This window comes from Neisseria sp. P0022.S010 (assembly GCF_051956635.1).
In genome coordinates, this window is sequence record NZ_JBQCXF010000002.1 from 12,461 (window position 1) to 37,067 (window position 24,607).

Consider the following 24,607-nt stretch of genomic DNA (forward strand, 5'->3'; position numbering starts at 1 on the left):
CTAAATGTATGGCGTGCCGTATCTTATGATAAACTTCAATTCAGTTCAATCATTTCAAACAGGCTATGAAAAACGATCATGACAATTCGTCCATGCGCTTGGACAAATGGCTGTGGGCCGCGCGCTTTTTCAAGACCCGCGCGCTGGCACAAAAACACATTGAGCTGGGCAGGGTTTTGGTAAACGGTTCGAAGGTGAAAAACAGCAAAAATATTTCCGCCGGCGACACCATCGACATGACTTTAAACTCCCTCCCCTACAAATTCAAAGTCGCCGCGCTCAATCATCAACGCCGGCCGGCACCGGAAGCGCGTTTACTGTACGAAGAAGACATGAAAACGGCTGCCGAACGCGAAGCTCAAAAACAACTCGACCAGGCCAGCCGCATCAGTGCCGCTTATCCGGACGGACGCCCGACCAAACGCGACCGCCGCCAGCTTGACCGCATGAAGCGCGATAGCTGGTAAAGTGATTCATCCATTGTTTCAGACGGCCCTATGTTCATGCCGTCTGAAAACCAAAAACAGGCAGGACATCCTGCCTGTTTTTTATTTGTGATGATTAAAATTTATATTCTAACTGACCACGAATAACGTTCACGTCCTGCTTATCCGTACCAACGGTAGGCGTAACCTGTTTGCCGGCCAAATAGAAGCCTTTGAGTTTCCAGTTTTTCCAAGGAATATAGGTTGCACCGATTTGCACGCCTTGGACGTTTTTGCTGTAATCCTCAACAGAAGAGACACCGGACAACGAACCGACACGGCGGTAGTTCAAGAATACGTCGTAAGAATTACGGACGTTCCAGTCGGCCGATTTATAGCGCACTTCAGTGAACACGCCGTCATTTTTGATTTTTTGTCCGGCATCATTATAAGCTTTGATATTGGACTTGCTGACCGCGGCCATCCAACGCCAATCGTCATTAAATTTAATGTCCGTACCGATTTCCCCGAAGACCGCGTTTTTCTTCGCGCCGCGTACATCGATGTCTTTCATGTAGCTGACAGTTGCGCCGACGTTGATATTCTCATTCACAGGCAACACGCTTTGAATCGCGGCAAAATGTCTGCGGCGACCGCCGATGCCCCATGCGTTGTCATTCAGATTGCCTGTACGGCGGCCCGCATAGATTTTGGTCGGCAGGGTTTTATTGTCAAAGAAAATTTCGCCGCCAGTAACTTCGGTATCCCATACGCGGCCGTATGAAGAGAATGCGCCAAATTTACCGACACGCGCTTTGATGTTGTTGTACACAGTCCCTTCGGCATACAGTTTATTGACCGGCACATCATGATCGCCGTTAAATTTACCGGTTTCCAAATCGATATTCGGCTCGATTTGCGCTACCAATTTCCAATCTTTGTACAGTTTTGCGCGTAACCAAAACTCCGCGTTGAAGTTGGCATTGGTGTCTTCAGGCGTCGGGTTAACGCTGCTGTTGTTGGCATTGATGTCTTTGGTATCCACACGTACGCGCAAACCGCCGTTCACAGTCAACAAATCATTGAAAATGCTGATTTTATCGTCATCTTTGCGAATGATGCTGCCGGAATTTACATAATCGTTGGTGGTGGCCAAAGCCGCCGCATCACGCCCGCCATCAGCGTTCTCTGCCAATGAATAAGATGATGAAGCCAATAAAATACAGGTTGCAATCAGTTTGGTTTGAAATTTCATGCCGACTCTCCAAAAGAAGGTATTGAAAGTGAAGTATTCGATAAAGCGTACAAAATCGTGGATTTTGTAAAAATTATTCATTTTGTTTACTAATTATTTTTATCGTATGTAAATTAGTGTAATCAGTCAAGCAGATTTAAACGCTTTATCCGCTTTCAGACGGCCTCTTGATTCAGGTCAAACAGAAGCCTGCATATCAGGCTGTTCAAACTGCCGTTCCAAGGCATCGGCTAATGCCGTCCTGCGTTTTTGGTGGCATCCCACAGCCTTAACCAATTCCTCTGCATTTCCCCAAAACACAAAACGTTCACGCGCACGGGTAATGGCTGTGTAAAGCAGAGCCGTATCCAACCCTCGAGCTTCCTCTTCGCCCTCCGTCGTTGCAGGCACTGACGGCGGCAAAAGCCATACTTCCCGATATTCCGAACCCTGGCTCTTGTGCACCGTCATGGCAAAAGCCGATTCAAAATCGGGCAAACGGCTGATGGCAATTTTTTTAAATCCATCTTTCTCAGGAAAATAGGCAGACAAGCCATTCAACGATTCTTCATCTTTCATAATCAGCCCGATGTCGCCGTTAAACACTTCCAGCATGTAATCATTGTGGGTAATCATGATGATTTGTCCGGCAAACCAAGGCGTTTCTCCCGAAACCTTGCCTTGTCGTTGCAGGTATTCTTGATAAGCCTGATTCAAATCATCCGCATCCCGCCGCCAAGCTGCCAATACCACCACATCGGCCGCATGACCGTAGGCGAGTGCGACATTATTCTCTGCCACGGCCTGCCAATAATCCTGTTGCTTTTGATACAGCAAGGCGACCTGCTCTTTCAGACGGCCTGATTTCATTTCCAACTCTTTGGGGAACTTGTCAAACTGTTCGACCGCAGTTTGCTTTTCCCCGGACACCACCGCCCTTGCCAAACAACCGATACCGCTGTCTGCGCCAAAACGGTGGCTGAACGTCAATTTGGCATTGTTTTGCGATAAAGCCTGAGGCCGCTCTTTAATCTCAAAGCCATGATTGGGCAGGTACACTTCCAACTTTTCAGCAGTTTCTTTATCCAAAGCTGTCGGACACGACAACGCCGCCAATACGGCACCCAAGCCAACCGACGGCAACTGGTTTTCATCGCCAAGCAACACCAGACGACAACCGGTCGGCACGGCGCGCAATAAATCCAACACCAGCGGCAAATCCAACATCGAAGCCTCATCCACCACCAAAACATCCAAAGCAAGCGGATGTTCATGATTGAACGCAGGGCGCATTTGTGGCGGACGCAGTTTTAACAAACGATGGACAGTCTGCCCTTCCAAGTTTTCCAAATGTGCTTTAATGCTCGGAGACAAATCAAAACCGTCCAAAGCACGCTGTAAGGCCCGTGCCATATGCGCAGCCGCTTTGCCCGTCGGTGCCGCCAATGCAATACGTGGCAGCTTCGTACTGTTATTGCAAATCAGACCCAAAAGCTTTGCTACGGTCGTTGTCTTACCCGTACCCGGCCCGCCGGTAATCAGCATAAAGTTTTGTAGCAAGGCCAAAGCCGCAGCATCCCTCTGCTCTTTACTGTCCTTAGGATCAAACCAATCACTCAGGCTTTTTGAAGCCGCCATGAAATTCACTTCTTCCGCCTCGGCACTTGCCAGCCGTTTGATTTCGACAGCCAAATCATGCTCCAACTGCCACATCCGCCCTAAAAACAATTTCCGGCCTTGCAGGATAAGCGGTTTATCCGCATTGCCGACCAAATTCGGCAAATTGCTTAAGGCATCGACATCCGCTTTATCCAAGTAAATAAACGAATGCCCGTTTTGCAAGGCTGCAAACAGTCGAACCACATAAGGCTCAATAACGGATGCGCCCTGTACTTCGTGGCGGCGGAAAAACGCTATGGCCGCATCTGCGGCAGAGGAAAGGATGGAGTCGGTCGGATTCATGGCTCAGGATTGATTGATATGGAAAAAGAAAGGCCGTCTGAAAAACAGCGTTTCCATAAATGAAAACCTATTTTTCAGACGGCCTCTATTATACCGTTCAAAGCATAAAATATTTGCCTGAAATAATAACCTTATTGCAGCACTTGCAGGCTGCCGTCTTTCATGGTCATTACCCGGTCGAAACGTTCAGCCAGCTCGTCATCATGGGTCACCACAATCAGGCTGGTGTTCAATTCGCGTTTCAAATCCAGCATCATGTCCAGCACATTTTGCGCATTTTTACGGTCAAGGTTCCCCGTCGGTTCATCTGCCAATAGGCATTTAGGCTCATTGACCAAAGCACGGGCAATCGCCGCACGCTGACGCTCGCCGCCGGAAAGTTCGCTCGGACGGTGCAACATACGTTTGTCCAAGCCGACCTTTTTCAGCATCTTGACAGCCTTCTCCTCAGCCATCGCCTTGGGCATTTTGCCGATTAAAAGCGGCATCATGACATTTTCCAACGCAGAAAACTCAGGCAATAGATGATGGAATTGATACACAAAGCCCAAATAACGGTTACGCAATTCGCCCAACTGTTTTTGGCTCAAACCGCCCAAATCCTGATCCATCAGTATTACCTTGCCTTCAGACGGCATATCCAAGCCACCAAGAAGGTGCAACAACGTAGATTTACCACTGCCGGACGAACCAATGATACTCACGCTTTCCGCTTCGGCAACTTCAAAATCCAAATGATTCAACACTTGTACATTCAATGCACCGTCATTATAGCTTTTGCCAACGCCAATACATTTCAAAATTGTCTTACTCATAACGCAAAGCCTCCGCAGGTTGGGTTTTCGCAGCACGCCAGCTCGGATACAGTGTGGCGATAAATGCCAAGCCAAGCGAAATGCAGGCAATAACGGCGACGTCCTTCAAGTTCACATCACTAGGCAGGTAATCGATGAAATAAACCTGTGAGTTAATCAAATGTACGCCAAACAGGTCTTCAAAAAACGCGACAATCTTGCCGACATTCCAACCCAGCAATACACCGCACACCACGCCCACAAGCGTACCAAAGAACCCCGCAAAAGCGCCCTGCACCAAGAAAATCTTCATGACACCGCCCGGAGACAAACCCAAAGTACGCAAAATCGCAATATCGGCTTGTTTTTCCGTTACTGCCATTACCAAAGACGAGACGAGGTTAAACGCAGCAACCGCGATAATCAGCGTCAAAATGATGAACATCATGCGTTTTTCCAACTCAACGGCTTCAAAATAGCTGCGGTTATTAAACGTCCAGTCGCGCACCCATACTTCATCTTTTTTAGCATCAGGAATCAACTTGGCAATGAAAGACGGCGCATTCTGAGGATCAGCCAATCGTAAACGCAGCCCACCGACATTTTCTCCCAGTCGATACAAGACTTGCGCATCCTTGATATGCGTCATGGCCAATGTGTTATCGACTTCATAAACACCGGTTTTTACCACACCGACCACATTAAACTGCTTCAATCGCGGCACTACGCCGGCAGGAGTAACATTACCCTCCGGCGTAATCACAGTAACTTTGCCGCCAAGCTCCGTACCCAATGCCTCAGCTAGCCCTTGGCCCAAAATAATATCAAATTCGCCCGGCTTCAAATCGTCAAAACTGCCGGCCGGCATATCCTTGCCGTAATCGACGACATTTTTTTCTTCAGACGGCAAGATACCGCGTATCTGTACACCGCGTACTTCTCCGGCATTGGCAAGCAAAGCCTGATCGGAAACATAAGGCGCGCTGGCCAACACTTCCTTTTTGCCTTTTACAAATTCGCGCAAATTCTGCCAACCCGGCGCACTGCCGACATCGTAATAGCCGATTTCCGCATGGGGTGCGACGTTCAGCAATTGACCGCGTATCTCTTTCTGAAATCCGTTCATTACCGATAACACCACAATCAGCGCCGTTACGCCCAAGGCGATACCGGCGATTGAAATCATGGTAATAAATGACATAAAGCCGTTGCGTTTTTTCGCACGCAAATAGCGCAGGCCTATCCAAGTTTCTAAAGAAGCCATTCAAAAATGCCTCATTCGTTTGTCAAAAAAGACTTATTGTACCGTAAAACCGACAGGTCGTCCGATTGCCCGACTGATGTGGCATTCAGGGATATAGTGTATGTAAAACCATGTATCTTCCCGTAAATTCCGCCGAAAAACTTGCACAATCACCCAATCGCCCTTATTCTGAAGCTGTGACTCGTTTTGTCACCATCAAAAAGGAAATACACTAATGAACAGCAAAAAATTCTTGGCCCTCGTATCCGTAGCTATAGGTTTGTCATTCAGCTTCAATGCATATGCCGCCAAAGAAATCAAAATCAGTTCAAACAATACCGCTTACTCCGACGCCGATGTTCAAAAACTGGCAGCCACTGCTGTCGGCATGGGCGTAAAAGAACCTGTCAGCCTCAACAGCGGAAACGGTGTTGTTACCGTATCCGGCAGCAGCGCAACCAAATGCGCATTCAAAGTCGGCAACGGCGATACGCCTCAAATTCAAGGCGTGAGCTGCAAATAATCTGATTTCATCAATGAAAAGGCCGTCTGAAAAACATTCAGACGGCCTTTTTATATTGGCATTTAAGATTGGATGTTTCTTCTATCGTAAACAGCCTGAGCCAAAGTACCGGCATCCACATATTCCATCTCGCCGCCCAAAGGGATTCCCCTTGCCAACCGGCTGACTTTATAAGGAAGATTTTTAAACAATTCCGCCAATATATACGCTGTCGCATCACCTTCGGCTGTGAAGTTGGTTGCAATGATAATTTCCTCAATATCACTCGCCTGCAGACGCGCCACCAGCTTATCTAATGCGACTGCCGAAATATCCATCCCCTGCGCCGGGCTGACTTGCCCCATCAAAACAAAATACAGGCCATCATGGCAATTGGCCGCCTCCATGCTGGAGACATCCGCCGGCATATGCACAATCATCAAACGACTTTTATCGCGTTTTTCGTCTGCGCAAATTTCACACAAATCGCCTTCGCAAAATGTGTTGCACATCCGACAATGCTGCACCTGCTTCAAAGCAAACTGCAAAGCGTCCACCAATTCCTGAGCCTCTTCGCGTTTGTACTGTAAAAGCTGGTAGGCCATACGTTGTGCGGATTTCGGGCCGACATTGGGCAATATTTTTAAAGCATTAATCAAGCGGACAAAGGCATCAGGATTTTTATTCATGATTTCAGACGGCCTTTAAAAAGATGGCTAAAAATAAGAAAACAGCCGGAATTCATCCGGCTGCCCTACTCTAATATTCTGCTTATTCGGCAGCATTATTAACTTGTTGTGCACCTTGCGTACGATCGATTTTCTTATCCAAATACTGGAGCAAGGCATCGAAAACATTGGCAGAAAGCTGCTGAACCAAAGCCTGTTTGGAAGCCGGAATCTGTGAATCGGCATTTTCAGGAGCAGAAACACTCTGAACTTCCATAATCACCGGCGCGGGCATACCTTCCAACAATGTATACGCAGGTTTGCCGCCGACAGGACGCGCTTTCAACAAAGCCGCATAAGCTTCCGGAGACATGGTTTTACGTGCATCTTGCGCGCTCAATTGAGAAACAGGCGACCATTGAACATCGGCAGCTTTACCAGCTTTCAATGCAGCCAAAGTTTCCTGGGCTTTTTTCTCTGCCAGTTTGGCGGCTTCAGAGCGCAGATATGCCGCACGGACAGTATCTTTGACTTCCGCAAATGGTGCGATTTTCTCTTCACGCACTTCTTTCGCACGAATAACCCAAACGGTATCGTTGTTGATGGCGATCACTTCAGAATTGTGTTTTTTCTTCAGTACATCATCGCTAAACGCGGCATTAATCAATGCTTCAGGCAAGCCGGCTTCCTTCGCGCCTGCTTTGGTCACCCATTCATCCAGGCTTTCCACTTTCAAACCTGAATTGGCGGCTGCTTTTGCCAAAGAAGACGGATCATTGAAGGTATCTTCACCCAGTTTTTCTTTAGCGGCATTAAAGGCAGAAGCTGCTTTTTTCAGTTTCAAGGCTGCTTCAATACGCGCTTTGGCTTGTTCCAAAGTCGGCTCAGCTTCGACATTCAAAACTTTAATGACGTGATAACCCAAAGACGATTTAACGGTATCGCTGACCTCGCCTTTGCCCAATGCAAATGCTGCTTTATCAAATTCCGGCCCGAAACCGCTGCCGCCGCTTTTGCTCAGATAGCCCAAGTTGCCGCCTTTGTTGCTGCTAGACAAGTCTTTGGAATACTTGGCCGCCAGCTCGGCAAACGAATCCGGATGTGCTTTAAGCTCCGCAGCCATTTTGTCCACTTCGGCTTTAATTTCCGCATTGCTTGCTTCATCTCCGTTAGGCATGACCGGAATGAAAATATGCGCAATTTCGGCTCTTGGCGACAAATCTACGCTTTTACTGTCGTAAGCTTTTTGTACTTCTTCCGCACTGACGGTTTGCTTCTCAGCCAAATCTTTGATGCTCAAAGCCACATATTCCAGCTTAACGGCTTGAGGAATCAAGTAATCTTTCTTATGCGCTTCATAATATTTTTGCAAAGCCGCATCATCTACTTTGACTTGTGCCGCAAATGCTTCAGGGCTGAACGTAAATGAACGGATGGTACGGGTGGCTTGAGTCAGGTTAATCAATTGACGCGCTTGCGCATCGCTGACCAAAGCACCGTTTTGCACCAGATTCAACAGATTTTGCAATTGGAACTGTTCACGGATATCTTCAACGAACTGATCCTCGGTCATCCTGCGTTGATCCAAATATTTCTTGAGCAAATCCTGGCTGAATTTACCGGAAGCATCATGGAAATTCGGATCATCCACAATGACTTGCTTGATTTGTTCCTGAGATACAGCAATGCCCATCAGCTTGGCACCCTGCTTCAGATAAGCACGTTGCAATAACGATTGGAATACCGCATCACGCGAAGGCGCATTATTGCCGGCAGCCTGCTCGTTTTGTATCGCAATCTGTAAAGCGTGTTCGCTGACTTTCTCATCCCCGACTTTGACAATGTAATCAGAACCCGGCGAAGACAAATTATTGGCACCGAATCCGATAAAGGTCAGACCGATGATACCTAAAACAATCTGGGCGGGTGTTTTATATTTTTCAACAATATGGAACATATTTATCCGAAAGAAAAGTTTGGCACGGCAGCCGGAAAATGCTGCCACAAAAATCTTAAAATCCTGAAAACAGGCTCAAAGCGCGTATTGTAACGTATTTTTTCGAGGCTTGCTTTTTCAGACGGCCTAAAAACCTAAAAATGCCTTATCCGAACATTTCCTGATACGCTTCTACTGAAAATCCGACATGAACCTGCCCTTCTTTGACCAACACAGGCCGCTTGATGATGCTGGGATTCTCCACCATTAAAGCAATCGCACCTTCTTTTGTGGCGGCAAATTCTTGCGCATCTTTATCCAGCTTGCGCCAAGTCGTGCCTCTTTTATTGAGCAAAATTTCCAAAGCCGCCTGATTCAGCCAGCCATCAATCAAATCGGCAGTCGGGGCGTTTTTCTTAAAATCTACAAACTCAAACTCGATGCCGTTTTCCGCCAACCAACTGCGCGCTTTTTTAACCGTATCGCAATTAGGAATACCGTATAGTTTTATCATCTTATTTATCCTTGTTTTCATTCATGAAATCACAAACTCAGGCCGTCTGAAACCTTTCAGACGGCCTGAATTGAATGCTGCTTATTTCTTAGCAGCTTTCTTCACTTTAATCTTCACGCTTTTGCCTTGTGCGTTATTTTTACGCCCGGCTTTGACGGAAGCTGTTTTCGCCTGCGCCTTTTTCTTGCTTGCAGCTTTAGGTTTACTTGACTTGGCCGGTTTGGAAGCGGGTTTGCTTTTTACCTTACCCTTCTTTGCCTTCACGGGAGCAGCCAACGCTTCATCAATTTCTTTAGCTGAAAGTTTACGCTTACGCTTTTCGACAGATTTGTCAGCAGCTGTCGGCTTGCTTACAGGTTTTGCTTTTCTGGTGCCACGTTTCTTACCGACTGAACCGCCGCTGATTAAGGTCAAATCAATCTTACTGGTATCCAAATCGGCACGCGCAACTTTTACAGTAACCGTATCGCCCATGTTGAAACGGACACCGCTGCGTTCGCCCTCAATCGCCATAATTTCAGGACGGAAGTTGAAATAATCCTCTCCCAAATCGCTGATGTGAACCAAGCCGTCGATATGAATATCGTCCAGAGTTACAAAAATACCGAAGCTGGTCATACCTGAAATCTTGCCGCTGAAAACTTCGCCGACTTTGTCGCGCATATAATAAGTTTTCAGCCAATTTTCCACATCGCGGCTGGCATCGTCGGCTCGGCGCTCGCAGAACGAGGTATGTACGCCCAAAGCCTGCCAGGTTTTATTGGGTTGGTAAGTTTGTCCGTTCAATACAGCTTTGATGGCACGATGGACCGTCAAATCCGGATAACGGCGGATAGGCGATGTAAAGTGTGCATATGCGCTATAAGCCAAACCAAAGTGACCGTCGCAATGCGGTTCATAAACCGCCTGTTGCATAGAACGCAACATCATCACTTGCAACAGTTCCGCATCCGGACGGTTTTTAAATTGTTCGGCAAGCGCAGCATAGTCTTTCGGCGTCGGATTATCGCCGCCGCCCAAACTCAACCCCAGCAAACCAAGCTGCTCGCGTAAAGTAGCCAGTTTTTCGGGGGTCGGGCCCAAGTGATTGCGGAACAAAGCCGTATGTTTGTTTTTCAGCAAAAACTCTGCCGCGCAAACATTCGCCGCCAGCATACATTCTTCAATCAGCTTGTGCGCATCGTTGCGGACAACGGGAACAATCTTGTCGATTTTACCGTTGTCGTCGAAAATCATCTGGGTTTCAACGCTCTCAAACTCAACCGCGCCACGCTCGAAACGTTTTTTCTGCAAGATTTTGAATAATTTATACAGAGTATCGATTTGCGGTTTAAACGGATGATCCCGGCCGTCTGAAATCCAATCCCAAACTTGATTATAAGTCAGTCGCGCATGCGAACGCATTACTGCCGGATAGAAACGGTATTCCTTGATATTGCCGGCATAAGTAATCACCATATCGCACACCATACACAGGCGTTCGACATCAGGATTGAGCGAGCAGATGCCGTTGGACAAATTCTCCGGCAGCATCGGAATCACACGGCGCGGGAAATACACACTGGTACTGCGTTCTTGAGCATCTACATCAATCGCGTCATCAGGGCGGACATAATGACTGACATCGGCTATCGCCACCACCAAACGGTAATTGCGGCCGATTTTTTCGGCAAAAACCGCATCGTCAAAGTCCCGCGCAGTTTCACCGTCAATGGTTACCAAAGGCAAATCTCGTAAGTCCACGCGCCCTTTCAAGTCGGTTTTACGCACATGATCGGGAATTTTCTTCGCGGCTTTGGTACATGCTTCGCTGAATTGATGAGGCAAATGGTGCTTGCGCACGGCGATTTCAATTTCCATACCGCTGTCGGCATAATCGCCCAACACTTCAATGATTTTCGCTACGGCAGGGCGGTTTTGCTCGGGGTAAGTCTCAATTTCACCAACAATGACTTGACCGGATTGCGGTTTAAAGTGCGCTACGCTTTCAGGTTCCAAAACAATGCTTTGATTCAAGCGTTTGTCTTCCGCCTCCAAAATCGCCACGCCGCGATCCAGATAAAAACGGCCGACCACTTTAGACTGCGCACGCTCCACCACATCTAAAACCGTACCTTCGCGACGGCCTCTGCGGTCGATACCGGCAGGACGCACGGTAACAATATCCCTGTGCATCACGCCGCGCATCTGACGCTCATACAAAACGAAATCGCCCTCGCCTGTCGGTGTAAGCGGCACGGCAAAACCAAAACCGTCTTTATGCGCTTCGACACGGCATTTAACCAATGCCAATTTTTCTGCCGCACATACCGCGCCACGTCGGTTGATCAACACCTGACCATCGCGCGCCATCGCTTTCAGACGGCGTTCGAAGAATTCATATTCATCTTCTGTAATCGACAATTCATGTGCCAACGCTTCGATTTTGGTCGGCACACCTTTTTGTTCCAATAATTCAATAACCCATTCACGGCTGGGCAACGGATGAGCGTAACGTTGTTTCTCCCGCTCCAAATATGGGTCTTTTTCTCGTAAATTTAAAGATTTAGTATTTTTGTTCATTTTGATGGTTGACATTCTTTTTTTAAAATATATAATAGCTGCTTCTTCGCAGTTCAGGTAGTCAACTCTACCTTAAATTGAAGAATAAAGCAAAGCCCAGGTGGCGGAATTGGTAGACGCGCTAGCTTCAGGTGCTAGTGTCCTCACGGGCGTGGAAGTTCGAGTCTTCTCCTGGGCACCAAATAATTTGGTGCTTCTTTGCTTAAGAAAATTTAAATTGCCCAGGTGGCGGAATTGGTAGACGCGCTAGCTTCAGGTGCTAGTATCCTCACGGGTGTGGAAGTTCGAGTCTTCTCCTGGGCACCACTGATAAATCAATCAGTCAAGTTTTCACATTATTCTGAAATAACAATTCAGGATAATAGTCCACAGAGAGGTGGATGAGTGGTTTAAGTCGCACGCCTGGAAAGCGTGTATACGTGAATAGCGTATCGAGGGTTCGAATCCCTTCCTCTCTGCCATAGATACTTTTAAAAGTTTTACGAACTTTTCAAAAACAGAAAAAGCCCCTTAAATATTAAGTGTTTAAGGGGCTTTTATTTATTCAAGAATGTCAAACGCTTTTAAAAAGGTTTAAATCTTTTTTGTTTTTTTGTGGTATTTTATTTGGTATCAGACAAAAATCGGATTAGAAATGCCCAAAATCGTGACCCCGTTGACGCTGGCACAAGTCAAAGCCGCGCGCGCAAAAGATAAAATGTACAAGCTACCTGACGGCGGCGGCCTTGCTCTTTGGGTGCTACCATCAGGCAAGAAGTCATGGCGGCTTCAATATCGCCGCCCTACCGATGGCAAGTCAGACACGCTGACGCTGGGGCTTTTCCCAAAATTCGGGCTTGCCGACGCAAGGCAATGGCGAGAAGAGATATTAAAAAAAATTGGCGAAGGGAAAGACCCCAAAATCATATCTGATGATGTCGCCGCTAAATATCGCTTCGAGAATTGCTTGGCGGTTTGGTATGACCGCTGGGCTAGATCGGGCGGCAAAGATGGCAGCGAAAAAGCGCCGCGTTATGCAAAAGCAGTCTTGTCGGCGCTCGAACTAAACGCGATACCAGTTTTTAAAGGCCGCGACATACGAACAATCGAAACGGCCGAGATTGTAGAAATGCTCCGCAAAATGGAAGCGCGCGGCGTGTTGGAATATCTGCGCCGCGTCAAGGGAAACTTGAATCTAATGTTTGACTACTACGTCGCCGATGGAACGTTGAAAAACAACCCCGTGACCGTTATCGGAAAGCAGGTTTTTGACAAACCCAAAGAACGACACTTTAAGTCTTTGAAATATGACGAGCTGCCGGTACTAATCGAAAAGCTAGAAACCGCCGACGGTATCGGCGACCGTGCGCGCCTGCTGATTTATTGGCAACTCCTAAGCATGACGCGGCCGTCTGAAGCCGCTGGGACGCTACTCAAAGAAATTGACCTTGAGCAAAAAACATGGGAAATCCCACTTGAGCGGATGAAGACGCGGCCGCACATCGTGCCGTTATCATCGGCCCTGCTGCAAATTTATAACGAGGCTATCAAGCTCAACGTCAACGGAATTTATTTGTTTGAGGGAAGCGGCTTTACAAAATCGCTCGACCGTGAAACCGTCCGTCTGAAACTGCGGCGGAAAATGAAACTAGACACAACCGCCCACGGCCTCCGAAGCCTTGCCCGAACATATCTCCGAGAAAAACACAAAATCCGCCGCGATGTGGGGGAATTATTGCTATCACACGGCATTGCAGACAAAACCGAGCGAGCCTATGACCGCTCCGAACTGCTAGAAGAACGCCGAGAAGCATTGGAATTATTCGGACGTGATGTGATGGAATTACGCGAAAAATACCGCCGCCGAAAAGCTGGCGAATAATTTAGAAAGAAAACGCGGAATTTTGCATAAAAACGCATAAAAAACGCGTAATAAAAAATATGTCAGAGGCCGTCTAAATATAAGACTTTGAGTATTTCGCCAGACTGCATAAAAATGCAGAGGATTTTTTTAATGCGGAGGAGCGGAGGGCGGTGCGCGGCGAGCCGCTCCGCCGCCGGTCAAAATTTCCAAAAATAAAAAAGCTGAATCCATTTTTTTGGATTCAGCTTTGCTTTTTGGTTTGATTTTATTTCGGCGTTGGCTCTTCGACCTGATAGCTGTCGAAGTCAAAGACTTTAAGCCCGATCCGCTCATTGACGTCAATAAAACTTTGCTGCAACGGCTTGACTTCATTCGTCGCAAACACTTTTGCCACGGTCATCGCGTCGCCAAGACCACCGGCAGACTTCGGCACAATCCCCATCAACGCAGGAGGTACGCGATGAATCGCCATCATATCTTCCGCGCTGACTGCTTTGATGTTGAGAAACTCGTCCTTCGCCGCGACCTCCGCAATCGGAATCAGTTTAATGCCGTCAGGATTTCCGCCCGGCGCGCGGAGCAAAACATTTTTAAAATTGCCGTCGCCTTTTGACTGGCGGAGCTGCGACTTGACTGCATCCCAGCCCTTCTCGTCAATCTGCGTATCAGTCGAGTAGAGAATAAAGCCAGCGTGTGAACCATTCTTATAATAGCGGACGCGGAACTTAGTAGCCGCCGAATTTAAATCAATCGAATCCATCGCCGCCAGATAATACGGCACGCCATAGATTTCCTGTTTCAGATTCGGCTGCATGATATGAATCACATCGCTGCCTTTGATTTCTTCATAGTCCAACTGTAAAAAATTATTCCGCAAATAGACAAAGTCTTTTAAATTGGACGCGCGGCGCATGTACAAAGCCAAGCGGCTTTTCATTCCGACCACCTTGCCCAATCGATTGCGCTGCATCTCAAGATAGCCATTGCCCAAAACCAAATAATTAAAAGCCAGCTTTTCAAATTCCGAGCGGCTCAAAAACTCCGTCGGCTTAAAGGTAACTTTCAAAATGTTTAGCTTGGCGAGCAGAGCGGAAGCATGGTGCAACCCTTTAGTCATCAGCCGCTCGACATCATATAAATTGACAGGCGGCTCGTACCATTTGCCGTTGTCAAAGCAGCCGATAAAATCAAACAGACTGTAAACATCTTGATAATCCTCAAACGAGAAGACATCACAGTCAAACTGACCCTCTTTCAAAATCTCATTACTCATAATAAAACCCTCTCATTAAAAAACATCAACCGAACCACGCGCCGCCGAGCCGTCGAGCGGCTCTTGGTAGAACACCTGCAACGCCGCCCACGCGACATCCGCATGGCTCAACTCTTTCGTCCGACCGCTGACATAAGTCACATTGCGGCCGCTGCCGGTCACAGCCGTGCGAATACTCATAAAAGCCGCCGTGAAATCCTTCCAATCCAGCTCCCACTCGACGCGACGCTCACGCATGAGCGCGTGCATCTTATTGATCATCAGATATTTCTCATGCATCGAATACTGAACCCCGACCACAGGCGGATAGAATCCCTGCACAATCTGAAAGACCGCCGCGCCCAATCCAGTTTTATCGATGACGACCTTTTGCACGTTGTAGCGCTCGAAAGCCTTTTTAATAAATGCCGCCTGACTTTGGAAATCATTGCCGTGCAACATCTGCCGCTCAACAATGCGGAACTTATCGCCAGCGAAACGAGGCGGCACGACAGCCACAAAAGCCGCCGCATCGCCTGAATCGGCCGGGTCATAGCCCAACCAAACAGGCAAATTCCCAACAGGCCGCGCCGCGAACGGTTTATAAAATTCCGCCCACTCGTCCCACGAATCGACCGCGCAGCGTTGCAATGCAGTGAAGTCAAAGACATTGTCGCCGTCCTCCACAAACTCACACATAAAGAGCTGACGAAATTCCGCCGGCGAGTTTTCAAGCAGCAACTGTTGGCGGTCAAACAAATTACAGCCGCGCCGCTCCGCATCATCGAGCGTCACAATTTGCCGCCATTGCCCATCTTCACAGGCGCGGCCATCAACAAGCGCGTCATGGCTGACATCGAGTTTGATATGCTCCGACTTATCGCGGCCCTCATTGAATTGCTCGCCAGTCCAAAACGAATAAGCCGGATGGGACAACGCCGACGGCGTGGAGAAATAAGTAATCCGATACTGACTTTGAGACGCCATCGGCTTCGCCAAGCGCGTCAATTCCTTGAAATCGGGGATCCAGAAATACTCGTCAACATACAAGTCGCCGTGTCGGCCTTGAGCCGTGCGCGAATTAGTCCCCAAGAAATACAAGACCGCGCCATTGCCCAAACGAATATCCGCGCCTTTCAATTCGACGCCGACCATCTGCGCCATGTCGATTTGATACTGTTTAAACTGAAACGCCTGCGCTTTTGACGCCGACAAAAACACCTTATTTTTACCCGTCGTCAGCGCATCGACAAAAGCCTCACGAGCAAAGAAAAACGTCGCCCCGATCTGACGACTTTTGAGCAGATTGCGGAAACGTACCTTTTGATTGAACCAAATCCGCTGATATTCAAACATCTGCTCCCTGAAGATTTCCTGCAAGCGCAAGACCTGCTCCGCCGTGAAACTATTCGGCGCAGGCTTCGAGGCCGAGCGCACATTCTCACGCTCCCGACGCTCACGCGGCGGCTTGTCGATAGTCGGCACATCCCAGGGCAGGCCGTCTGAAACCACAGGCGCGGCCGCCTGCTCGACCTCATTTAAATCAGGCTGACGCGCGTCGGCTTTCTTGCCTCCCGATACCAGCGCAAAAAGCTGCCGCATCTCCTTATAGTCCGCGTCCGATTTCTTCGGCTGCGCAATCAACACATGCAGCCGCATTTCCGCCGAAGCCGCAACGCGCACCGCCGGACTGCCGCCGTCCCAATTATCGCGGCTCTTCCAAGAATAGACCGCCGGCGCCTTGAGACCAAGATGCCGCGCAATCTCTGAAATCCGCCAGCCCTGCCAATAAAGCTCACGCGCCATCAAGCGCGGATCGACATTCGGTTTGATTAACGATTCTTTTGTCATCTCTCAAAAAATAAAAAAGTCTGAAAACCAAACAATCAATGATTTTCAGACCGCCTTAAACCCAAACGCCTTTTAAAAAAATCCTCAAAAATCGCAAAGCATAGATAAAGAGCTTAACGCTTGCCAAACTATGCCCATCCACACGCGAGACATTCACCCATGACCTATAAAAAAACCGATTGGCGCGTCATCGGCGTCAGCGGCGAAACCGCAGACGGCCGCACCATTTCAGCCAAAGAGCTGCAAGAAATGGCCGACCAATACGACCCAGAAATCTACGGCGCGCGCATCAATCTCGAACACATGAATTTTCTGTTTCCAGATTTCGCCGGCGGCTATGGCGACGTTGTCGAACTTAAAGCCGAGCCGTGGGCAAAAGACGAAACCAAAACCGCCCTGCTGGCCAAGCTGAATATTACCGAGAGCCTTCAAAAACTTTGGGACAGCGGCCAAAAAATCTACACAAGCATGGAGATTACGCCGCGCTTTGCAGACACCAAAAAAGCCTACCTGACAGGCCTCGCCATTACCGACACCCCGGCAAGTCTTGGCACGACCGCAAACTACACCGCCGCCAAGACCAAAGCCGAAGAAAAAATCTTTACCGCCTACCGCCAAACCGAAACGCAGGAAATCGCCATGACCAAGCCTCAAGACAGCAACCAAGCCGAAAACCAAGCCAAACCGATGACCGAAGAACACGCAGAAAGCGTTTTCAGCCGCCTGTTTGACAAATATTTCGGCAAAAAAGAAAAACCAGAATCCATTCCGGAAAACACACCGGAAACAACCGACCAAGCTGGGGATTCGCAAGATTACGCCAAAGCCGAAGACCTCGACGCCATGCGTCAGAAATACAGTCAAGCCGCGCAAATCATCGAAAAACTGGACGAAAAAATCGAAGCCCAGCAAACCGAATACAACGCCCTGCGCGCCGAGTTTGACAAATTCAAAGCCGAAATCGAAGCCGCGCCATATACCGGCCAACGCCAAGAACACAGCGGCAGCCAATCAGCCGACCGCATTGTCTGGTAAGTAAGCAACCCGAATCCACCACATCCCCCCAATACCACAGAAAGCGCATCATGAACCAAACTAAATTAAGTCTCGCCATCGCCGCGATGATTTCCGAAGTTGCCGCCGCCCAAGGCATCAGCAAAGAGCAAGTCAGCAACGGCTACACCATCGCCCCGACCGCCGTGCAGACCATGTACGACGAAATCGCACAAAACACCGAGCTGCTGCAAAAAATCAATCTGCGCCCGAAAACTGAAAAAGTAGGCGAAGTCATCGGCCTCTCATCCGGCTTGATCGGCAGCAATACCGACACCACCGGCGCAGGCAAAGAACGCAAACCGAAGCCAATCCACAACTTGAGCGGCCGCAAATACTCGCTCGAGAAAACCAACTTCGACGCCGCCCTACGCTATGACGAAATCGACCAATGGGCGCACCTGACCGATTTCCCGAAACACATCAACAAAAAAATTGCCGAATCCATCGCCCTGTCTTTGGTCACCATCGGCATGAACGGCACCAGCCGCGCCGCCGATTCTGACGCCTCCACCAACACAATGCTGCAAGACGTTACCAAAGGCTGGCTGCAAAAAATGCGCGAGGAAAACAAAGCGCGCTGCATCGGCACGGCAGGCACATCGAAGACATCCGTCCCATATGGCCCGGGCGCAACAGATTACAAAAACCTCGATGCCGTCGTCACTGACGCGCTCAACATCATGGACGAACGCTTTGCCGACCGCTCCGACTTTGTCGTCTTGGCAAGCCGCCGTACCGTCGGCGACAAATACCTGCGCATCGTCAACAAATCAGGCGAAACCGCCACTGAAATCGAAGCAGGCGGCCGTCTGAACAAAGAGCGCACATTAGGCGGCCTGCCGGTTATGTACGTCCCAAATATGCCGCAAAACACCCTGCTGATTACCCCAGTATCGAATCTGTCGATTTACTACCAAATCAGCGGCGAGCGCCGGTTAATCGTGGACAACCCACGAAAAGACCAGCTTGAAAGCCTGCAATCCAAAAACATCGACTTCATCGTCGAAGAATACGGCGCGGCCGTCTTGATTGAAAACCTGAAATACACCGAATAAAAACAGGGGGGCGCAAGCCCCCGAAGACAAAAAGAAAGGCCGTCTGAAATGACCCTCATTCGCCAACACTTTGACCAAAGCATTGCCGCTGCCGCCTCGACGGACAGCATCGACATCAACGCCCTGACCGTCTATCAGCGCCTCTACAAAAGCCTCAAAGACGACAAAGCGATTTTAAAAAATATCGATTCCATCCAAGACAAAATCAAAGCCAAAGCCGCCATGATTCCCAATTATTCCGACTGGATTCAAGGCGTCATCGACACAGGCCGCGCCGCCGAAGACGACCAAGTGACCCCGACGCTCTTGGTTTGGATGATTGACACAGGCGCGCTCGACGCCGCCATGCCGTTGGCGCAGCTCGCCATCGAGACACAAATGGCCTCGACCGATGAATACAGCCGAACCATGCCCGAAATCATCATCGAGCAAATGGCCGAGCAAATCAGCGCAGGCAGCGACATCAGCCTGCCCAACCTGCAAACCCTGATTGACTGGGTCACAGCCAAAGCAGACAACGGCCTGCACATCAACAACATGCCCGACCAAATACGCGCCAAATTGCTCAAAGCCGCAGGCGAACGCGCCGAAGAGCAAGGCGAAGCCGAACACGCCCTCGCCCTCTACTGGCAAGCCTACGCCTACAACGCGCGCAGCGGCGTCAAAAAACGCATCGACGCCCTGAAAAAACAGCTCGAAAAATAAAAGCTCCCCCGCCGTATGGCAGACGGCGGCCTGTCTGCAAGCCCAATCCCTTACAGCCTGCGCCGCCGCCCCTGCCATACCCCAATAAAAAAGGCCGTCTGAAATGACCGGATTTAACTTTAATACAGCCGCCCCAGCCAACACACAAACCATCGACAAACAACAAATCGACAGCGGCGAATTTTGGCCGGTCATCGACCTAGACGAGCTGCGCCGCGACATGCGCATCGACACCACCATCACGCCCGACCGCCTCTTCGACACCGCCGTCAACGCCGTCGCCTACGTCAACGACCAGCTCAAAGACATCATCGCCATCGTCCCATTGGCTCAACACATCAGCCAAACCGACCCACGCCGAATCAACGGCGAGCCGCTCGCCACCATCCGTTACCGCCGCGCCGTGTACAGCTACACCAAAGCCCTGCTTCTAGAGGTTTACAACGACTACGACAGCACCGGCAAGACCGCCGCGCGCAGCGACGCCAAACAAGAGACCGCCGAAGACTACCGACGCGAAGGGCATCACGCCATCGCCGAGCTGCTCAAAAAGCCGCGTATTGACTGCGAGCTGATTTAAAGGCCGTCTGAAATGCACACCCAAAACAACACCATCATCACGCGCGACGGCGACACCATCAGCCGCCTGGCCTACGAGTATTACGGCAAATCCAGCGTCATGGTTGAGCAAATCCTCGCAGCCAATCCAAAACTAAGCCGCCAAGCCGTGCAACTGCCAGCAGGGCTGACCATCGTCATGCCGAGAACAGAACAAAACCAAACAATCAAAACAATCAATCTATGGGATTAGAAAACGTGAACGAAACCAAAACCACCACCGCCATCAACGCGGCCGTCATCGTCATCGGCAGTTATCACATGGCCGCATCTGTTGCCTTCGGCGCGGCCGTCGGCGCAAGCCTGTTTATCTTAAGCCAAAACCAACACAGCCCACTGACCAAGGCTTGGCTCTTCGCCGTTTCCTTTTTCAGCGGCATCTTTGGCGGTGAGACCGCCGCAGGGATTTTCAACTGGGTTTTGAGCATCATCCGCCCCGATGCCCAGCCGCTGAAATTTAACGAATTTCTCGGCGCCGCCCTGTTTTCCGCCCTCGTCGTCGTCATCGTCAACCGCCTGATCGACTTTGTCGGCACAGCCAAGCCAACCCAACCCAACCAAAAGAAAGGAGAGAGCGAATGACCCCACTGCAAGCCGCCGCCATCATCTCCCTGACGGCTGCCGGAGCATGGCGCATCCTGTTTTTCGATACGCGCGGCCGCACCCATAAGCCCCTCATTTGTTTCATCGCCTGGCTCAAATTTGCCTGGATGATCGGGCTGATGATTGCCGTGATATTCAAACTCTACTCCGCCGCCGTGTGGGGGCTGATTTTCGGATTGGCCCTGCATACCGGAGCATTAATTTGGCACGGCGGCAACGTCAACAGCCTCTTGCCGACCGCGACCAAACATCAGACCAACCCATAAGAAAGCCTCACAAATGACCGACAAACCAACCTACACCCTGGGCAAAACCAGCCTGACAAAATTAAACGGCGTCCATCCCGACCTCGTCAAAGTCATCAAACGCGCCATCGAGCTGACCAGCCAAGACTTCAGCGTAAACGAAGGGCTGCGCACACTTGAGCGACAAAAGCGACTTGTCGCCGCCGGTGCAAGCCGTACCCTCAACAGCAAACACTTGAAACAACCAGACGGCTACGGCCACGCCTCCGACCTCATCCCGTGGGGCGACTTCGACGGCAACGGCAGCAAAGAGATTTCATGGGCATGGGAAAACTTCTACCCCATCGCCGAAGCCATGCGCGACGCCGCCAAAGAATTAAACATCCGCGTCCGTTGGGGCGGCTGCTGGGCAACCCTCAACGACACCACCAAGCCGACAACCGAACTCGTCGCCGACTACGTCGCCGAACGCCGCGCCGCCGGTAAACGCGCGTTTATCGATGGCCCACATTTCGAGCTTGCCTAAAGGACTCGCCATGAAAACCGTCATTTCATTCTGTCTCGCCCTCTTTCTCGCCTGCTGCCTGCTCATGAACGGCCTGCTTAAAGCCAACCGCACCATCAAAGCCAAAGAGCAAGAAATCAAAACGCAGGCCGAGACCATCAAGCAAAAAGATACCGCCCTGAAGCTCTACCACCAGCGCAGCCGCACCCTGCAAGAGCAGCTCGACCGACTGACCGCCGAAGCCGCCGGACACAATGAGCAGATTCAGACGGCCATCCAAAAAAATCACGATTGGGCAAGTCAGGCAGTCCCCGAAGATTTAGCCAAATCCATCAAATAAAAAAAGGGCGTGTCAAACACGCCCTATCTTAGAAAGCACAGCCATGAAAACGATCCTCCCCATCTTACTCTCCGCCGCCCTGACCGCCTGCTCCGCCAAAGAGCCGCTGACCATACAAGCCGCCGACACCTGCCCACCCGTGCCGAAATGTACCGTCAATCCGCTGACCGAAATAAAAACCAATGCCGACTTGGTTTACACCATTGCCGCCTACAAAACCGCCTTTAATCAATGCCGCCTCTACCGCGACACGCTGGCCGCCTGCCTCAACCCAGACGCGGAGGCCGAGAAATGACCGACTACATCGACCGCGCCTGCGAGCTGGAAGAAATGCAACGCGCCCACGCCCTCGCACGCCAAGCCGACCGCGCCGAGCAAGACTACCCATCCGCATTTGAGTGCGAAGAATGCGGCGAACCCATCCCCGAAGCACGCCGCCAAGCCGTCCCCGGCTGCCGCCTCTGTATCGACTGCCAACGCGAACAGGAAAAATATGGAAAAACCAGCTTTACTGCGCGCTGAAATCCAAAAGCACCTGCCCGAGCTGCGCCAAAATCCCGACAAGCTGACGATGTTTGTGACCAACGGGCAAATCGTCGCCTCAAAAGGCACATTGAGCCATGAGATAAAATACCGTTTGAGCGTCATGATTACCGACTTTACCGGCAACATCGACGTCTTAAACGCCGTCGTTATCGCTTGGCTGCAAGAAGAAAACCCCCAAATCATCGGCCCGGGCGCGACCACGCCGACAGATTACAGTTTCGAGGTTGAGCTTTTGGGGAACGACACCTGCGACATTCTGATTGAGTTAAATCTGACCGAGCGCACCACTGTCTTGACCGACGACCAGGGCAACATCGTCATCGGCCATCCGCGCAACGCCAACCATTCCGACCTGATGACCGCGCTGGGCATCGGAACAGACAGAAAATGACCGCCGACGCCTTAAATCTTTATATTAAAAACATCGACGAATACATTGCCAAACTCTCCCCGGCAGAGCTTCGCCGCCTTAAAAGCGACATTGGCAAAGTCGTTTTAAAAGCCAACCGCCAGCGCATCCGCGCCAACATTGAGCCTGAAGGCAACGCCATGACGCCGCGCGCCGGACACGGCGAAGAAGGGCGCAAGCTCAAAGACGGCGAGCGTCTCAAAGTCGGGCAGCGCTTTGTCTATCTATCCGGCAAACACGCCGGACGCATCCGCCAATTTAAAAACATCAAGACCGCCGCCAGCGCCGCCAAGAAATCGCGCGCCAATACGGCCGCCTACGATCCGCAGTATGAGTGGGGCTACGAATTGGAAACGCGCGGCGTGTCAAAATTCAACCGCGACTACATCCGCGTCTTAGACGGCAAGCCCACCAAAGAGCGGCTGAAAACGCGCATGTTCACAAAAATCCACCGCGCCAAATACCTGCGCTCACAAATCGACAGCATGGGCGTCGCCATCAAATTCGTCAGCGGCCTGACCGCCTACATCGCCGCCGCCCACCAATACGGCGACGACGGCCGACCCGAGCGTCATCTCTTAGGTTTTAGTGATGACGACCTCGAAATCATCGAAAACCTCGTCATCAGCCACATGGCCGCCCACGAATAAAAAGGCCGTCTGAACCCGTTGTCAGACGGCCTCTCTTTTAAAAAAAACCATCAAAACCGCCAAGAATAGAAAAACCGCGTTGCCGTTGCCAAACTATGCCCATTACACGCACGCGAACACAAACCCAAACCAATGACCGCCGAACTCAACAGAAAAATCGCCAACATCATCAAGCAGGGCGTGATTTCCGAATCAGACCCTGCGCGCGCATTGGTACGCGTGCAGCATGGCGAGCTGACGAGCGACTGGCTGCCCTATTTCGTCCCATTCGCAGGCGGCGTTTCCGTACACCGCCCCCCAAGCGTCGGCGAAAACTGCATCATCTTGTCGCCAAGCGGCGAGACCGCCAACGGCATGGTTTTGTGCGGCATGGCATCGGCCTCATTCCCCAGCCCTGCCCAATCGGCTGACGAGACCGTCGTCAAATTCCCAGACGGCGCCATCATCAATTACAACCACAGCGCAGGCCAAATGACCTTAAAAGCCGTCGCCAAGCTGACCATCGACGCGCCCGACACCCTCATCACTGGCAACGTTGTCATCCAAAAAATGACGACAAGCAACGGCCTGCTGACCTACACGGCAGGCATGAGCGGCAGCGGCGGCGAAGGCGCAGGCGGCGGCACAACCATCAAAGGCGCAATCAACCACGAAGGCACGCTGACCAATACCGGCAAAATCGAATCCAACGGCATCGTCCTCGATGAGCATATTCACACCGGCGACAGCGGCGGCAAGACAGGCAAACCCGAATGACCAACAGCGAAACAGGCCGTCAGATCGGCCTCTACGACCACATCCGCCAGTCAATAAAAAACATTCTGTTCACGCGCATCGGCACGCGCCTGATGCGCGAAGAATATGGCAGCCTACTGCCAGAATTATTAGACCAACCGATTACCCCCGCCCTGCTCTTGCAATGCCAGGCGGCCGCCATCGCCGCCCTGGCAAAGTGGGAGCCGCGCATTGAAATTCAGGCGGCCACCGTATCGGCAGCCGCCGCCAACGACGCAAAAGTCATCATCAACATCGAAGCCGTCAACATCTCGACCGGCACACTTGAGACATACAGCATCAGGAAATAAAAAA

28 protein-coding genes and 3 tRNA genes are annotated in these 24,607 nt (G+C 50.5%); 21 read left to right on the forward strand and 10 right to left on the reverse strand.

All coding sequences use genetic code 11. The features are described from left to right. Window positions 1–65: 65 nt before the first annotated feature. Complete coding sequence (locus ACTHUT_RS00480; protein WP_003679090.1) at window positions 66–467, forward strand: RNA-binding S4 domain-containing protein; 402 nt, start codon at window positions 66–68, stop codon at window positions 465–467. A 94-nt stretch (window positions 468–561) separates the two neighbouring features. Here ACTHUT_RS00480 and ACTHUT_RS00485 read toward each other — a convergent pair whose 3' ends face one another. The 4 genes from ACTHUT_RS00485 to ACTHUT_RS00500 all read right to left on the reverse strand — a co-directional run bounded on the left by ACTHUT_RS00485 (window position 562) and on the right by ACTHUT_RS00500 (window position 5,679). Then, window positions 562–1,761, reverse strand: a complete 1,200-nt coding sequence (locus ACTHUT_RS00485) for a hypothetical protein (protein WP_440386379.1) — start codon at window positions 1,759–1,761, stop codon at window positions 562–564. A 96-nt stretch (window positions 1,762–1,857) separates the two neighbouring features. Beyond that, the gene (gene recD / locus ACTHUT_RS00490) at window positions 1,858–3,621 is read right to left on the reverse strand and encodes an exodeoxyribonuclease V subunit alpha (RefSeq protein WP_440386378.1); all 1,764 of its coding nucleotides are present in this window, start codon (window positions 3,619–3,621) and stop codon (window positions 1,858–1,860) included. 131 nt (window positions 3,622–3,752) lie between these two features. Continuing rightward, window positions 3,753–4,436, reverse strand: coding sequence for a lipoprotein-releasing ABC transporter ATP-binding protein LolD (gene lolD, locus ACTHUT_RS00495; protein WP_003679081.1), 684 nt, complete (start codon window positions 4,434–4,436; stop codon window positions 3,753–3,755). Further along, window positions 4,429–5,679 carry a lipoprotein-releasing ABC transporter permease subunit gene (locus tag ACTHUT_RS00500; RefSeq protein WP_003746931.1) on the reverse strand — a complete coding sequence of 417 codons (1,251 nt, stop codon included), beginning with the start codon at window positions 5,677–5,679 and terminating at the stop codon, window positions 4,429–4,431. Before ACTHUT_RS00500 ends, lolD begins: the two co-directional genes overlap by 8 nt. Before the next feature lie 214 nt (window positions 5,680–5,893). On the opposite strand from ACTHUT_RS00500, the gene ACTHUT_RS00505 reads away from it, so the two are divergent. Continuing rightward, on the forward strand, window positions 5,894–6,181 hold the full coding sequence (locus tag ACTHUT_RS00505; RefSeq protein WP_107867417.1) for a hypothetical protein: 288 nt from the start codon (window positions 5,894–5,896) through the stop codon (window positions 6,179–6,181). A 62-nt stretch (window positions 6,182–6,243) separates the two neighbouring features. Here ACTHUT_RS00505 and recR read toward each other — a convergent pair whose 3' ends face one another. The 4 genes from recR to rnr all read right to left on the reverse strand — a co-directional run bounded on the left by recR (window position 6,244) and on the right by rnr (window position 11,840). Beyond that, window positions 6,244–6,849: a recombination mediator RecR gene (recR, locus tag ACTHUT_RS00510; RefSeq protein ID WP_188213932.1), complete on the reverse strand. Its 606-nt coding sequence runs from the start codon at window positions 6,847–6,849 to the stop codon at window positions 6,244–6,246. Between the two features lie 82 nt (window positions 6,850–6,931). Then, window positions 6,932–8,785, reverse strand: a complete 1,854-nt coding sequence (locus tag ACTHUT_RS00515; RefSeq protein WP_440386377.1) for a SurA N-terminal domain-containing protein — start codon at window positions 8,783–8,785, stop codon at window positions 6,932–6,934. A 145-nt stretch (window positions 8,786–8,930) separates the two neighbouring features. Continuing rightward, on the reverse strand, window positions 8,931–9,278 hold the full coding sequence (locus ACTHUT_RS00520) for an ArsC family reductase (protein WP_440386376.1): 348 nt from the start codon (window positions 9,276–9,278) through the stop codon (window positions 8,931–8,933). Between the two features lie 81 nt (window positions 9,279–9,359). Beyond that, window positions 9,360–11,840 (reverse strand): ribonuclease R, encoded by a 2,481-nt coding sequence (rnr, locus tag ACTHUT_RS00525; protein WP_440386375.1) that lies wholly within the window; start codon window positions 11,838–11,840, stop codon window positions 9,360–9,362. A gap of 94 nt (window positions 11,841–11,934) precedes the next feature. Between rnr and ACTHUT_RS00530 the strand changes: the two genes are divergently transcribed. The 4 genes from ACTHUT_RS00530 to ACTHUT_RS00545 all read left to right on the forward strand — a co-directional run bounded on the left by ACTHUT_RS00530 (window position 11,935) and on the right by ACTHUT_RS00545 (window position 13,701). Beyond that, a tRNA-Leu gene (locus ACTHUT_RS00530) sits at window positions 11,935–12,021 on the forward strand. Window positions 12,022–12,059: 38 nt separating this feature from the next. Further along, window positions 12,060–12,146 (forward strand) — tRNA-Leu (locus tag ACTHUT_RS00535). Window positions 12,147–12,210: 64 nt separating this feature from the next. Then, window positions 12,211–12,301: transfer RNA gene (locus ACTHUT_RS00540), tRNA-Ser, on the forward strand. A 173-nt stretch (window positions 12,302–12,474) separates the two neighbouring features. Beyond that, window positions 12,475–13,701: a tyrosine-type recombinase/integrase gene (locus tag ACTHUT_RS00545; protein WP_440386374.1), complete on the forward strand. Its 1,227-nt coding sequence runs from the start codon at window positions 12,475–12,477 to the stop codon at window positions 13,699–13,701. A 247-nt stretch (window positions 13,702–13,948) separates the two neighbouring features. On the opposite strand, the gene ACTHUT_RS00550 is transcribed toward ACTHUT_RS00545, so the two are convergent. Continuing rightward, complete coding sequence (locus tag ACTHUT_RS00550) at window positions 13,949–14,956, reverse strand: phage portal protein (protein WP_440386373.1); 1,008 nt, start codon at window positions 14,954–14,956, stop codon at window positions 13,949–13,951. A 15-nt stretch (window positions 14,957–14,971) separates the two neighbouring features. After that, the gene (locus tag ACTHUT_RS00555; RefSeq protein ID WP_440386372.1) at window positions 14,972–16,786 is read right to left on the reverse strand and encodes a terminase large subunit domain-containing protein; all 1,815 of its coding nucleotides are present in this window, start codon (window positions 16,784–16,786) and stop codon (window positions 14,972–14,974) included. 159 nt (window positions 16,787–16,945) lie between these two features. On the opposite strand from ACTHUT_RS00555, the gene ACTHUT_RS00560 reads away from it, so the two are divergent. The 15 genes from ACTHUT_RS00560 to ACTHUT_RS00630 all read left to right on the forward strand — a co-directional run bounded on the left by ACTHUT_RS00560 (window position 16,946) and on the right by ACTHUT_RS00630 (window position 24,603). Beyond that, on the forward strand, window positions 16,946–17,821 hold the full coding sequence (locus ACTHUT_RS00560; protein WP_440386371.1) for a GPO family capsid scaffolding protein: 876 nt from the start codon (window positions 16,946–16,948) through the stop codon (window positions 17,819–17,821). 50 nt (window positions 17,822–17,871) lie between these two features. Then, window positions 17,872–18,897 carry a P2 family phage major capsid protein gene (locus tag ACTHUT_RS00565; RefSeq protein ID WP_440386370.1) on the forward strand — a complete coding sequence of 342 codons (1,026 nt, stop codon included), beginning with the start codon at window positions 17,872–17,874 and terminating at the stop codon, window positions 18,895–18,897. A 48-nt stretch (window positions 18,898–18,945) separates the two neighbouring features. Continuing rightward, on the forward strand, window positions 18,946–19,602 hold the full coding sequence (gene gpM / locus ACTHUT_RS00570; RefSeq protein ID WP_440386369.1) for a phage terminase small subunit: 657 nt from the start codon (window positions 18,946–18,948) through the stop codon (window positions 19,600–19,602). Window positions 19,603–19,705: 103 nt separating this feature from the next. Continuing rightward, window positions 19,706–20,182 carry a head completion/stabilization protein gene (locus ACTHUT_RS00575; protein WP_440386368.1) on the forward strand — a complete coding sequence of 159 codons (477 nt, stop codon included), beginning with the start codon at window positions 19,706–19,708 and terminating at the stop codon, window positions 20,180–20,182. 12 nt (window positions 20,183–20,194) lie between these two features. Beyond that, the gene (locus ACTHUT_RS00580; protein ID WP_440386367.1) at window positions 20,195–20,413 is read left to right on the forward strand and encodes a tail protein X; all 219 of its coding nucleotides are present in this window, start codon (window positions 20,195–20,197) and stop codon (window positions 20,411–20,413) included. After that, window positions 20,404–20,802: a putative holin gene (locus ACTHUT_RS00585; RefSeq protein ID WP_440386366.1), complete on the forward strand. Its 399-nt coding sequence runs from the start codon at window positions 20,404–20,406 to the stop codon at window positions 20,800–20,802. Before ACTHUT_RS00580 ends, ACTHUT_RS00585 begins: the two co-directional genes overlap by 10 nt. Continuing rightward, window positions 20,799–21,089 carry a phage holin family protein gene (locus ACTHUT_RS00590; RefSeq protein ID WP_440386365.1) on the forward strand — a complete coding sequence of 97 codons (291 nt, stop codon included), beginning with the start codon at window positions 20,799–20,801 and terminating at the stop codon, window positions 21,087–21,089. The genes ACTHUT_RS00585 and ACTHUT_RS00590 overlap by 4 nt, the downstream gene beginning before the upstream one ends. Before the next feature lie 13 nt (window positions 21,090–21,102). Further along, window positions 21,103–21,594 (forward strand): M15 family metallopeptidase, encoded by a 492-nt coding sequence (locus ACTHUT_RS00595; RefSeq protein WP_440386364.1) that lies wholly within the window; start codon window positions 21,103–21,105, stop codon window positions 21,592–21,594. Between the two features lie 10 nt (window positions 21,595–21,604). Next, window positions 21,605–21,913: a hypothetical protein gene (locus ACTHUT_RS00600; RefSeq protein WP_440386363.1), complete on the forward strand. Its 309-nt coding sequence runs from the start codon at window positions 21,605–21,607 to the stop codon at window positions 21,911–21,913. 43 nt (window positions 21,914–21,956) lie between these two features. Continuing rightward, window positions 21,957–22,208 carry an Rz1-like lysis system protein LysC gene (gene lysC / locus ACTHUT_RS00605; RefSeq protein ID WP_440386362.1) on the forward strand — a complete coding sequence of 84 codons (252 nt, stop codon included), beginning with the start codon at window positions 21,957–21,959 and terminating at the stop codon, window positions 22,206–22,208. Continuing rightward, window positions 22,205–22,435, forward strand: a complete 231-nt coding sequence (locus ACTHUT_RS00610; RefSeq protein ID WP_440386361.1) for a TraR/DksA C4-type zinc finger protein — start codon at window positions 22,205–22,207, stop codon at window positions 22,433–22,435. Before lysC ends, ACTHUT_RS00610 begins: the two co-directional genes overlap by 4 nt. Then, window positions 22,407–22,850, forward strand: a complete 444-nt coding sequence (locus ACTHUT_RS00615; protein ID WP_440386360.1) for a phage tail protein — start codon at window positions 22,407–22,409, stop codon at window positions 22,848–22,850. Before ACTHUT_RS00610 ends, ACTHUT_RS00615 begins: the two co-directional genes overlap by 29 nt. Continuing rightward, a complete protein-coding gene (locus ACTHUT_RS00620) occupies window positions 22,847–23,518 on the forward strand; it encodes a phage virion morphogenesis protein (protein WP_440386359.1) in 672 nt (223 codons plus the stop codon). Before ACTHUT_RS00615 ends, ACTHUT_RS00620 begins: the two co-directional genes overlap by 4 nt. A 132-nt stretch (window positions 23,519–23,650) precedes the next feature. Then, entirely contained in the window at window positions 23,651–24,274 is a 624-nt protein-coding gene (locus ACTHUT_RS00625) for a phage baseplate assembly protein V (protein ID WP_440386358.1), read from the forward strand. After that, complete coding sequence (locus ACTHUT_RS00630; protein WP_070765451.1) at window positions 24,271–24,603, forward strand: GPW/gp25 family protein; 333 nt, start codon at window positions 24,271–24,273, stop codon at window positions 24,601–24,603. Before ACTHUT_RS00625 ends, ACTHUT_RS00630 begins: the two co-directional genes overlap by 4 nt. The last annotated feature ends 4 nt before the right edge of the window (window positions 24,604–24,607 follow it).